The organism is Granulicella sp. WH15, from assembly GCF_009914315.1.
GTDB lineage: Bacteria > Acidobacteriota > Terriglobia > Terriglobales > Acidobacteriaceae > Edaphobacter.
On sequence record NZ_CP042596.1, the window covers coordinates 1,518,147 to 1,530,335 of the forward strand.

A 12,189-nucleotide genomic window follows, 5' to 3' on the forward strand; every position below is an offset into this window, starting at 1 on the left:
GGACGTCATCCTGCGGCGACCCCGTTTAACAGCTCGACGGCGGCTGTCTCGATGCCTGCGGCGGTGAGGCCGAAGTGCTCCAGCAGGAACTCGGCCGAGCCGGTGGGGGCGAAGACGCCGGGTACGCCGAGGATCTTCATGCGCGTTGGGTGCTCGAGTGCGAGGATCTCCGCCACCGCGCCGCCGAGGCCGCCGTAGATGGAAGCCTCCTCGACTGTGACGATGCCGCGTGTCTCCTTCGCTGCTTTGATGATCGCTTCGCGGTCTATGGGAGCCATGCTGGAGGCGTTGAGCACGCGTGCGGAGATGCCGCGCTGGGCCAGCTTCTCTGCTGCCTCGAGTGCGCGGCAGACCAGCACGCCGTTGGCCACGATGGTGATGTCCGTGCCCTCGCGCATCGGCACGGCGCGGCCTGGGGTGAAGACGTAGTCCTCGGGTAGCAGCACCGGAACGGGCAGGCGGCTGAGGCGGAGGAAGACTGGGCCTACGTAGTCTCGCGCCCACAGGAGAGCGGCTTTGGTCTCGACTGGATCGACGGGCACGATGACGGTGAGGTTCGGGATCACGCGCGTCCAGGCGAGGTCTTCGATGGAGTGGTGCGTGGGGCCAAGCTCGCCGTAGGCCATGCCGCTGGACATGCCGCAGAGCTTCACGTTGTTGCGGGCGTAGCCGAGGTCTACCTTGACCTGCTCCATCGCGCGTGCGGTCAGGAAGCATGAGGCTCCGCAGACGAAGGGAATCATGCCTCCGTTGGCGAGACCCGCGCCGACGCCCACCATGTTCTGCTCGGCGATGCCGACGTTGACGAAGCGCTCGGGGAACTTGCTGCGGAAGCCCTTGAGCTTGGTGGAGCTTACCGAGTCGTTGACGACGGCGGCGATGCGCGGATCGGCTGCGGCCATCGCTTCCATGGTTGCTGCGAAGCTGTCGCGGCAGTCGAAGAGGCCAGCCTGTACGGTTGCTTCGGCGCTCATCGGGCCACCCCCAGCAGCTCAGTGCAAGCCTGTTCCAACTGGGCTGCGGTGGGGACGCCGTGATGCCACTCGGGCTTGTTCTCCATGAAAGAAACTCCGCGTCCCTTGATGGTGTTGGCGATGACGCAGGTGGGCTTGCCGGGCTGGAGCGGGGCAGAGCCCAGCACGCTTTGCAGCTCCGCGATGTCGTGTCCGTTGACCTCGGCGACGGCCCAGCCAAAGGCCTCCCACTTCTCGCGCAGAGGGTCCATGCGGATCGTCTTTTCGGTGAAGTCGCCCTGCTGGATGCGGTTGCGGTCGACGATGAGGACGAGGTTGTCGAGGTTATAGTTGGCGGCCGTCATGGCTGCCTCCCAGTTGCTGCCCTCCTGCAACTCGCCGTCGCCGGTGAGGACGAAGGTTCGCCATGCGGCACCTTTCATACGGGCCGCGAGCGCGTTGCCTACGGCGATGGGCATGCCGTGGCCGAGCGGGCCGGTGTTGGCTTCGACACCGGGAACCTTATTGCGGTCGGGGTGCCCGTTCAGCTTCGAGAGCGGGTCCATGTAGGTGTCGAGCAGGGAACTGGGGATGAAGCCGGCCTTGGCCAAGGTGGCGTAGAACGCGCCCGAGCAGTGGCCCTTGCTCATGATGAAACGGTCCCGGTCCGGCCAGCCGGGGTTCGCGGGGTCGAGCCGCATGACGCTGAGGTAGAGCGTCACCAGCACATCGGTCGAAGAGAGGTCTCCGCCGGGGTGACCGACCTTGGCGTGATGCACCATTTCGAGCGACCGCATCCGAACTTCGGCGGCGGCCTGTTGCAGGTATTCCTTCTGCTCCGAACTCTTCGCGCTCACAATCTCTCTCGCTGTTCCTACTGCTGGGATTTCCTGCGGCCCATGCTCAATGGCGGTTGTGTCCTTGTCAATCGCGAAGTAGATCCTGGCTGTGTATTCCGACTTAGAACAGTTGTTCTGCCTGGAAGGAGTCCGAATCTTCTGGATAAGGAGAGGGTAGGATGCATGTGTCTTGCGAATATTAATGGTCGGATATGAAAGAAATGTTTTTACCTAATCTCTTCTCGTGGGCAGCGTGAACGCCTCGGGGTTATGTCTTTTTGACCGCATTGCGGAACCGGAAAAATAGCTATTGGAGATCTGCCCGGGCAGGGCGAGTTGTCGCTTGTAAAGCCCAGGCACTAGAGTTCAGAGAGATCAAAGAGGTGCGGCACGCGAGATATGAGACAGGAAATAGTGGTGATTGGCAGCTTGAACCTCGATCTGGTGGCTACTGTGCCGCGCTTTCCGCAGCCTGGTGAGACTCTGACCGGCTCCGCTTTCTCGCGTCACACGGGAGGGAAGGGCGCTAATCAAGCTGTGGCTGCGGCGCTTGCGGGAGCGCGGGTCGGGATGATCGCGCGGCATGGCACCGATGGCTTCGAGCACACGCTGCTGGCGACGCTCTCGGACGCCGGTGTGGACACGACCGGAATCCGGGCTGTCGCTGGACCATCCGGTATCGCGCTCATTACGGTCACGGAGGCGGGGGAGAACAGCATCGTCCTGATGCCGGGCTCGAACGGCGAGCTGCGGCCGGAGGATCTGCACGATCAACGGGACCGCATTGCGGCATCAGCCATGGTGCTGACCCAGTTGGAGACTCCGGTGGAGGTCTTGCGTGCGCTGTTGGAGCACGCGGCGAGAGCCGGGGTTCCGGTGATGCTCGATCCGGCTCCAATGCGGCCGCTGGCATTGGAGGATCTGCGCGGGGTGACATGGCTGACGCCCAACGAGACGGAGGCTGCTTTGCTGGCGGGCGCTCCGGTTCCCGCCGAGGCTTCCGGGTTGCGAGGGTTTGCCGAAAGGCTGCTCGCGATGGGGCCGCGAAATGTGTTGCTGAAGCTTGGTGCAAAGGGCGCGTTTCTGGCGACCAGCGACGGACTGCGAGAACTGATTCCCGGCTATGTGGTCGATGCGGTTGACTCCACCGCCGCGGGCGACGCGCTCAATGGAGCTATGGCGGCGGCTTTGGCGCGTGGTGCGGGACCTGTGGAGGCTGCTCGCTTCGGCGTGGCCGCTGCTGCGCTCTCAGTCACGCGCCACGGTGCGATTGCGTCGCTCCCTTGCCTGTCGGAGATCGAAGGTTTTCTGGTCTCTGTCTCCAGGTAGCTGAAAGAATGGCAGCGCTCGGTGTTTTTGTACTCTGCTCCGGCTGTGAAGCGGACTAAGTCTTCGCGGGATGGCAAAACCCTGTTGGTGTGAATTGCGAAACCATGTGATGTATTGGGGTGAGCGCTGTTCTTGCGAAGACATCCTATGAAGTCACGGCAGAGGCTATCGAACCCGTTCAGGTCAAAATATTTCAGCGCGACGACTTTCTCCATCGTTGACGAGGGCGAATAACAAGCAGGAAGTGGGGCGGTAAGCGGTCCTCCCTGTTGTGGTCAATTGCAAATTGCCTCGAGAGTGTCTGTCGCTCCACCAAGTTCAAGGTGAATGGCCAACGCACCCAGGGCAATTCCTTTACGGTGGATGGCGTTGCGGCCAATACGTGTGCATCGCCGGGAGGCATCGGATTTGGCGATGGCTTCAGTGGGACTATACCGATTTTGTAATCCACACAAAAAGAGGAAGGCCCCGGATCGCTCCGAGGCCTTCGCTTTGTTGGGTTGTGCTGCTGGTTAGAAGACCACGTGCAGGTCCATGGTGATGATGCGACTGCTGCCGATTGCGCCGGTTACGGAACCGAAGTTCGCACCGTTGTTCGCGCAGGTTGTTGAGGTGACTGAGGTCGCTGCGGTACAGCCATTCACGCCAAGCGGCAGCGTTGTAGGAATGATGGTCGACTTGCCCGAAGTTCCATTGGTGTAGGGACGTTGGTAGAGGTTCGAGCCAGCCGATCCTCCGCCAGCCGGTGCACCGGCTCCCTGAACTGCGGATGCCTGGTCGGCCCGGTTGGTGTAGATCATGCCGAACTTCTCATAGTTCGATTCGCAATCGTCGGTTGTGGCAAAGGACGTCGCACAGGACCCGTGCTGTGCGATCTGGGGCCCGTTCTGAGGAATATCCATGCTGGTAGTGTTGGTCAGGTTGAAGGCGTTGAAGCCGTAGCGCAGGGTGAACCGGTCCGTTACCCGGAAGTCCTTGCGCAGGGAGATATCCAGACGTTTCTGTGCCGCTTGGCGGAAGATATTGCGCTGGTTGACCGGAGAGAAGTCCGTTTCGTACACGTCGACAGGATCGTTGGGATTACCCTGTGCTGCGGTGGGGACGCCCTTCTGGCCAGGCTGCAGGTACTGAAGCGCAATCTGGTTCGGATCAATCGCGGGCATGTAGCTACCACCTACGCCGCGGAGCCGACCTGAATTTCCGGTGAGTGCCGAGTTTGGCTGTTTGGGGTTGGCGATGGGAAGCACGGGGTTGATCAAGCTGGGAAAGTAACCAAGCTGAGCACTCGCGACGGCTCCGTTGAACTCATAGAGCGAGTAGGGCTGGCCGCTTTGCAGGATGCCGATGCCTGTCAGGCCCCAGTCGTTGGTCAGGTACGAGATCAGCGAATGCTTTGGGGCTGCGTTGGGGATCAGCACTTGGAAGTTGGCTGCGAAGATATGCGTCCGGTCAAAGTCGGCCGAGGCATACGAGTTCTTCAGGTGTGCAGGATCGTTGCCGGTAAAGAACAGGCCGATGTCGCTCTGCTCGTCGAGCGCGTGGCCCCACGTGTAGCTCGCTCCGAACGCAACATGGTGTGACATGCGCTTCTCGAGGTGAGTCTCGAGCGCGTCGTAGGCTGAGTTGCCGACCGTCTCGAAGAGAGCCGAGTACGGGCTATAACCCACATATGGCACGCGGAAGTCCGAGTTACCACCGTCATAGGTCGACCATGGTTCTGACTTGATCGGGCAGGGATCGTCATACTTGCCGCAGCTCGTGTCGCCATTCAGCACGCTATAGCCGTAGGTCGTATTCTCGCCGCTCGAGTGGGAGGTCTTGCCGAGGATCATCGCCGGGTTGCTAGCCGTGGCCTGCTGCGGCTCGTTGAAGGGGATCGGAATCACTGCGTGACGCCCGCGATTGCCGGTGTAGCCGATCGTGACCGCTATGTCGTTGCGAGGCTGCCACTGGATGCTCAAAGTGTAGTTGATGGTGTAGGGCAGCACGTTGTTCTTGTCATAGGCTCCCAGATAAAGCGGCGTCTGGGTGCAGTCATCTTCAAGATTGCCGACCGCGCCGCAGTTCAGGCCGAATGAACCACTCGAGGTCATGTAGTTGAGCTGGTTTTGCAGGGCCGTCTTCTGAATCGCGGGATTGACACCGGGAGCCGGAGGGGTGGTCGTGGAGGTAAGGGCTCCCGCCGTACCCAAGGGGTTCTGCAGCGTCTTGCCGTTGCCCGAAACGGCGGCAACCAGCGGCGACTGCTGGGTTACTCCGAAGGGGCCACCTACCGAGCCGCCCGCCGGAGGAGAGAGATAGGTGAAGAGCTCGCCGCGATCATAGTACATGCCCACGCCGCCGCGGATCACGAAGGTGCCATTATCGCGCTTGGGCGACCAGGCAAAGCCCACGCGGGGCGCGAAGCCCCACTGGCGGCCCGTGAGGGTAGAAGCGCTGGTTCCGGCAGTCGGTGCAGTCGGGTTGTTGCCTGCTACCACGAGGCCGTCGTTGTTTACGGTGAAGCCCGATCCTCCAACCGCCGGATCGGTTCCGGTCACGTCGTAGGCATTGGGATCGAAGTTGAAGAAGTTGCCGTATTTCTCGGTCATGCCGCCGTGGTAGTCGTAACGAACGCCGAAGGTGATGCTGAGGTTCGACAGTGCCTGCCACTTATCCTGCACATACGCGGCCGCCTCGTTGCTACGGTAGTAGCGGTTGGCAAGGTTCTTACCGTTCTGAAGAGTTTCGAGCACGCTCGAGCTCCTGACCTGTCCCTCGAGGAATGTAGCGAGGCTGGTTGAGGTCGCCGAGAGCAGAGCGTTGCGATTATTTTCGATGTTGAGTTGCGTGTAGCTGTATCCGCCGCCCGCGGTGATGGCGTGCTTACCCAACTGGAAGATGACGTTGGTCGAAGGATTCAGGCGGTTCTGGAAGTAGCCCGTGTTGACGAAGGTGCTGTTGGGGCCGATTCTGAGAGAAGGCGTACCCGAGCTTCCGGTAGCGAACTCGGAGATGCTCAGGCTGGGCAGAAGCGCGGCAGCTCCCGGGGCGCTGTTGGCGATCCCGAAGGTGGGATCACCTCCGTTGGTTACGGTCTGGTTGTAGGATGTGTAGCTGCCCATCCGAGCGTAGCCCAGACGCTGCTCCCAGTTCAGGTGCGATCCGATGGTGATTGTATTGTCGATGACTCCGACCTGCGATCCGTTATAGCTGTTGGATGGGAACCCGGCCACCTGCGAGGAGAAGCCGTAGGGTTTAGTCGACGGATCGTTCTGATAGAAGTACTTGAACGACAGGCGATCGCTCTTGCTGGCGTTGTAGTCGATCGCGACCGTTGCCTGATCACCCACCAGGGAAGAGACGCCGATCAGAGTGACGTTGGGAACTCCGAACTCGTAGGGTGCATTGTTCTGCGCTGAGGGGATGATGTACTGACCGTTCAGCTTGGCGCGGAACAGGCTCTGCGCGATTCCCGTCGGGTCGAGGGCGAAGCCGGAGAGGGGCTTGTTATGGTTCCACGGTGTGATGAGCGCGGTCAGGGCAGCGTCGGAGCGATCATCCGTAAGGTTGGAGGGAACATTGAACTGGGACAGACCAGTCGACTCGTCAGAGCTGTACAGATGTTGGTATGCGATAAAGAAGAACAGCTTGTCCTTGATGATCGGACCTCCCAGTGTGCCGCCGGTGGTCCAGCGGTGCAGCGCCGGGTTGGCCAGCGACTGGGGAAACGCACCCACACCGATCTGTGCCAACTCGGCCTGCTGTTTGAAGAAGAAGGGAGAGGCGTTCAGCGCGTTATTGGCAATGGAGCCGTAGACCTGACCATGAAAATGGTTTGTTCCCGTAGAGATGTTGGCGTCGATCTGCGCTCCGCTGGTCGCGCCCTGCTGGGCATCGTACATCGAGGTGTTGACACGCAACTCCTGCAGGAACTCGGGAGGAGGCGTCGGCAGGCTGTTTCCGTTAGAGCCGTATACCGAGGTGCCGGTCTGACTCTCGCCGCCGATCGCCGAGCTTTGGCCGATGTTGAACTGAACACGCTGCGACTCGACACCGCTGGTCGTCTTGCCGTTGAAGAGGTTGGTGATATCGACACCGTTCAACTGGAAGGTATTCGAGGTGTCACGCTGTCCGTTGGCCCAGATCGCCTGGTTGCCGAGACCCGCGTTGGTGTCCACTCCGGCCAGTAACTCGGCGCTGGCGCCCGGCGCCAGCACGGCCAGTTGGGTAAAGCTTCCGGTCGCCAGCGGGGTCGAGGCGATCTGCGTCTGATCCATCGTATAGCCGTTGGTGGTGTCGGTCGCGTTGAGCAGCGGGCTTCCGGTTACTTCGACCGTTGTGGAGACCTCCCCGACCTTGAGCGTGACCTTGACGGTCGCGGCGCTCGCCTCCTGGACCCCGATGCCGACTAGTTGCGTGGTGTCGAAGCCATCGTGGCTGACCTGTACCTTATAGGTGCCCACCGGAAGGTTGAAGACCTGGAAAAATCCATTGGATTGGGCGCGCGTGGTGCGCGTCACGTTGATATCGGCGTCGGTGATGGTGACGGTCGAGTCCGGAACTGCTGCACCTGATGCGTCGAGGACTGTTCCATTGATGGAGCCGAGTGTCTGCTGCGCATTCGCTGCTGCTGCAAAGAGTGCCAGGACAGAACACAGCACTAGGGTAAGAATCTTCCGCATGAAGTTGGTCTCCTGAGTGTTTGTCGAGCTTCCGTGGCATAACGAGCGGTTACAGTCTGCTCGCCAGTCGGTCAGGGGCTCTGTCGTAAAACGAATCGGTGTCAGTTCATATTCCGCAAGGGCACGGTATAGATAGTTAACAGATTGATTCAGTACGAAATAAGATGACACGCTACGATGAACGTATGGTTACGGTTTGCAAAGAACCTTGGTGTGAAGGTTGAAGAAACCGTCGGCCGATCATTGGTTTGCCGCCATGTTTTTCATTGCTGAAAAGACACACGTCCCGTCATGAATAGAGCAAGGCAAGGCACGACAAATCGATGACAAATTCCGATGAGGTCTTAGCTCATGATTTCATGAGGTTTCGCGCCGGAGTGCGCCTGCGCGTACCGGCGATGAAGCCTGGGCGGAGTAGACATGCCAATGCCATTTGCTACTGTGCCGTAGGCATCGTGAGGGGAGCCTCCGGGCACCGCAATTCGACCCGCCGCTCAGGCCTTGACCTGTGCAGTTTTCGAGCGATTGGGCCGCGGTATGAGCCGACTCAACGCGATGCCCAGTAGCAGTCCCACCACGAACACAACCAATACAAACAAGAACTCCCGCGTCCTGCCTCGGGCATATTCAAACCAAAGCTCTCGAATCTTGCCTACGGCATTGGGTTTGGCTGCGGAGTATTCAGTGCGTTTCCTTATAGGAACGCCTTCCGGGATATGTTCATAAGTGTTTGGCCAGTCGGCCAGGATTCTATGCAACACAATCGACCCGCAATGCCAGGCTGACTCCGCCGCTATTCGACCGTTGGAATACGACCTGGTCAGCGACTGAACGGCATCATGCCCAGGCGGCTGCATCGAGTAGTTCGACGCGGTCCGCAATACCATCACTCGCTGCGGATCGACGCGGTGCATTCGCCCGAGCCGCTCAATCGCCGTCATAAAGCCGACGTCATCCATATCGGTCATGGCGAAGGCACCTTTGCCGTCAGTCCACAGGTGTACCCAGTCTTCAGCAAACTGAGTCATGATCCTGCCGTGCCAGAAGACGTCGGAGGAGAAAGTGTCGCCCAGGGCTACAAAAGGCGGCCTCTGAGCGTTGGGAAAACCGACGTACTCAGCGCGGAACGCTTTCAACTCTGTGTCATCGCCCAGATTGATTTCCCTGGTCTGCTCGTAAGCCCAGTTCGCTAGATTCTCGTTCAGCGGATAGAGATTGGATAGGTCGCCCTGGCGCGGCGGACCCGGATTGCGCTGATTTGGCTCGCGCGCCCAAATTGGCAGCCAGCCATACGGCCACTCCTTGGGTATCTCGCGCGCATCAATCTCGCGAGCTACATCGCTGAGAACGTAGCGAGCCCATGCAGCGGATCCAATCGAGCCCCAGTTTGGATCGACGCCTGCGGCGCCGTTGATCAGGATGTATGCATGACTTAAGTCGAAACGTGGATCGAGCCCAAGCAACATCGTGCTCGCGGTCGCATTGGCTAGAGTGGCACCGCTCAGCATCCCGAGAATGGTGTGGTCCTGGTTCGTGCGCAACGGATGTTGCCCCTCTGGCAGGTTCGGGCCACCCTGAAATTCGAGCACCTCATCCAGATGCTCTCGCTCAACCCAGAACTGGTACTCGCCCGGAGCGTCACCAGTGTCTTTGCCGACTTCGGACGTTACGATCACCACTGCGCGGATCGGCCAGGGATTCACAGGAGTTTGAGCGCAAACGGTGGTCGCGAACATCGCGAGAAAGACTGAAGCACAAAGACTCGGGGCGCGCTTGATATTTTCCATCTGAAGCTGGAGGAAGCAGCTTGAGGGATCTGTTCTATTACAGATACTTCGGCAGGAACCTATTTTCAAAGCCCAATTCTTTTTTCTCAAGGAGTAGGTCTCTGGCTCAAGCGCCACCACCCTGCCAGTGCGTCCAGTTAGCCGCACCGCAGCCATCGGTAGCGAATCTTGATGCGCTCTGGCATCGAAAAAGACATCGTCAAGTTTCAGGTGCCGGGTGATCCAATGCAGAGGGCTTTTGCCGTACACGACATGGTTCCACAACTTGGAATGCGTCCAGACAGGTCTTCCCCAAAGCATCTTCGGCAATGAAAGTCTCATCCGCTGAGCAACACTCGTCAGCAGAAGCTGAAAACCAGGAGCATATCGTTTCAGGAAGGAATTTACTTTACCAAACACCCGCACCTCGATCCATGCCGCCGATCGGCGGAGTGACATGGGTCTCATTGTTCAATCATTACGAGAAAAAGTTGTCAGGAAGATGTAATTTGCGGGGCTGAGTTGTTGGCAATTTCCTTAATCGGTTGAAGAGGGATTTACTTTTAACCTCAAGCAGCCAGCTAACACCGGGGAAAGAATCCGTAGTTCCTCAACATATCCATTCCGCTGCTTTACTCGACGAACCGCCCCTATGAATTGACCTTTCCATGACAACTTGGGTGCCCGGTTTCGAATAAAGTTCGTTAGGTCCCGCTAACGATACCTCAGGGATACGGGCGAGAACCGTCGCAACCGTCTTCGCTAAGAGACGTGTAGGGGAATACTGTGAAAAGCGAAAATAACTCGGTCTTGGGCCTCCTTCGCGTCGCAAACGACAAAAGACTTGCGGCTGTCCTCACGTTTGTCTTCGCATGTATTTTCACAGTTGCATGCGCAACTTGGCCAGACATCTATGACTTTGCCCGCACGTCTCAGCCTGAGCCACCGCGGCAGCACCTCACATCGCCCGTTCGCCTCTCCGACGACGTCATGATCATCCTCAGAACCGGCTATATTCTGCGTGAGCGAGGTATACCGGCGTTCAACCGGATTGATGTAGCTCAGCCATCGACGTCCTATATCGCTCCGTATCTGTTTGCCGGTTTGTTAGAGTTGCTTCGACCGAATGTCGCTATTGTTTTCTATGCACTGTTAGGCCTCTTTTCTGTCGCGGGTACAGCGACGATCATCGTCTGGTATTCACGCTCCACCACCAACGCATTGCTTCTCGTGTTATTGCTCCTGTCTACCTCGACCAACCTCATGTTCGCTCTCAATGGCTGGGATCACCTTTTTCAGGGATTCTTCCTGGCATTCGCAACCGCCTTGTCCTTGCAGCCCGGAATGACCTCCCGCAGAATGTTGGCCGCATCCTTTCTTCTGGTTCTCGGCACGCTGTGCCGGCCAGACGGCCTCATCCTTTCGCTTGGAATTCTCGCAGTCCTTTACTTAGCCACAAGGTCCCGCCAATTCATCCTCTTCGGAGCAGCCCCGTACATGGTGCTGGTAGGTGCAGCTCTCGCTCTGAATCTCCATCAGTTTGGCCATCTCACACCGACGACCGCGAGACTCAAGTTCGGCGCCGCACCCTCTCTTGGCTACATCCTCAAATACATCGTCGCGAATGGACTCCTCTCTTACAGCGTTCTGACACTCCTGGTGATGTTGACGGTCTTCTACTTCGCCTTCTCAACCACGGTGCCCAGAGCAAAAGGCCTCATCGTTATCAGTTGCTGCCTGGTGACAGCGGCTATCGCGTTGTATAACAGCGACTGGCTAGGCGGTGCGCGAATGATTTGGTCGCCAGTATGCGTACTGGCAGTCCTGATCGCCGTTTCATCCCCCGCGTTGTTCTCCTCATCCAAACGTCGGCTGGTAGAACTGCTGGACATCGCCCCGATGTACCTGCGTCAACCTTCCGCTTCGCCCTCTCAGCACACAACGGCGGGGTTTCGCGCGTTCCTCGCCTTCATGACGGTAGTCGTCCTGGGCAGCTTGGCTTCTCTTATTGCGCAACGCCACAAGAGCGCTGTCGTCACACAGAATTCGTTCTATGAGTCGCTGACCGCACAACAATTTTTCATTTCGCAATGGATTGCAAGCAATCTGACGCCCGGGGACGGCTCCATCGGATTCTTTCATCTTGGGGTCAGCTACGATCTGCCTCGATTTGAAATTGCTGACTTCAATGGGCTGGCGGATGAATCGATCGCGACGCTCAAAACCAATCCCGGCGGAATGCCTGGGCACAACAAATGGAACGTCAGCAAAACCCTGGACAAGTGGAATCCGCAAGCGATCGTTCCAGGCGGTCCAATCGACCCCACTCGCCCGGAGACAAGAGCGAATTCCCTAACCCATGCTCCCTATCTTTTATCCAATAGCAAAATAACGGGGAGTACGCCTACTGCTATGTGCCGGATTCTGCGGTCGGTATGCCGGACAAATGGGGCTTCTACCTTCGCAAAGACATCGCAACGCGTCACCTGGATCAACTGAAATGTCCAACGGAATGAGAGTCTGCCCTATTCATCGATCACGCTGCGATGAGTTGATATGACATCAGGGGTTGAGGCCTTATCGAACTTGGGAAGAATCCTGTTTTTCCATTGCAGGTGAAGGATGCAAGCAAGCCTCT

Annotated in this window: 6 protein-coding genes; 2 read left to right on the forward strand and 4 right to left on the reverse strand. The window is 58.5% G+C overall.

Going from position 1 to position 12,189, the window contains the following annotated elements; all coding sequences use genetic code 11:
• Positions 1–5: 5 nt before the first annotated feature.
• Both FTO74_RS06370 and FTO74_RS06375 read right to left on the reverse strand, forming a co-directional pair.
• Positions 6–974 carry a transketolase family protein gene (locus FTO74_RS06370; RefSeq protein WP_162537393.1) on the reverse strand — a complete coding sequence of 323 codons (969 nt, stop codon included), beginning with the start codon at positions 972–974 and terminating at the stop codon, positions 6–8.
• Complete coding sequence (locus tag FTO74_RS06375; protein ID WP_220399093.1) at positions 971–1,810, reverse strand: transketolase; 840 nt, start codon at positions 1,808–1,810, stop codon at positions 971–973. The genes FTO74_RS06370 and FTO74_RS06375 overlap by 4 nt, the downstream gene beginning before the upstream one ends.
• 381 nt (positions 1,811–2,191) lie before the next feature.
• Between FTO74_RS06375 and FTO74_RS06380 the strand changes: the two genes are divergently transcribed.
• Positions 2,192–3,121 (forward strand): ribokinase, encoded by a 930-nt coding sequence (locus FTO74_RS06380; protein ID WP_162537394.1) that lies wholly within the window; start codon positions 2,192–2,194, stop codon positions 3,119–3,121.
• A 512-nt stretch (positions 3,122–3,633) separates the two neighbouring features.
• Here the strand turns inward: FTO74_RS06380 and FTO74_RS06385 are convergent.
• Positions 3,634–7,785 carry a TonB-dependent receptor gene (locus FTO74_RS06385; RefSeq protein ID WP_162537395.1) on the reverse strand — a complete coding sequence of 1,384 codons (4,152 nt, stop codon included), beginning with the start codon at positions 7,783–7,785 and terminating at the stop codon, positions 3,634–3,636.
• 494 nt (positions 7,786–8,279) lie between these two features.
• Positions 8,280–10,010: a purine nucleoside permease gene (locus FTO74_RS06390; RefSeq protein ID WP_255462536.1), complete on the reverse strand. Its 1,731-nt coding sequence runs from the start codon at positions 10,008–10,010 to the stop codon at positions 8,280–8,282.
• A gap of 531 nt (positions 10,011–10,541) precedes the next feature.
• Here FTO74_RS06390 and FTO74_RS06395 point away from each other — a divergent pair.
• Positions 10,542–12,050 (forward strand): hypothetical protein, encoded by a 1,509-nt coding sequence (locus FTO74_RS06395; protein WP_162537396.1) that lies wholly within the window; start codon positions 10,542–10,544, stop codon positions 12,048–12,050.
• Positions 12,051–12,189 lie beyond the last annotated feature (139 nt).

What these genes read in the sequence shown, in the direction of transcription:
- FTO74_RS06370 (WP_162537393.1), bottom strand. Translation starts at nt 974, where the DNA reads ATGAGCGCCGAAGCAACCGTACAGGCTGGCCTCTTCGACTGCCGCGAC.
- FTO74_RS06380 (WP_162537394.1), top strand. Translation starts at nt 2,192, where the DNA reads ATGAGACAGGAAATAGTGGTGATTGGCAGCTTGAACCTCGATCTGGTG.
- FTO74_RS06385 (WP_162537395.1), bottom strand. Translation starts at nt 7,785, where the DNA reads ATGCGGAAGATTCTTACCCTAGTGCTGTGTTCTGTCCTGGCACTCTTT.
- FTO74_RS06390 (WP_255462536.1), bottom strand. Translation starts at nt 10,010, where the DNA reads ATGTCACTCCGCCGATCGGCGGCATGGATCGAGGTGCGGGTGTTTGGT.
- FTO74_RS06395 (WP_162537396.1), top strand. Translation starts at nt 10,542, where the DNA reads ATGATCATCCTCAGAACCGGCTATATTCTGCGTGAGCGAGGTATACCG.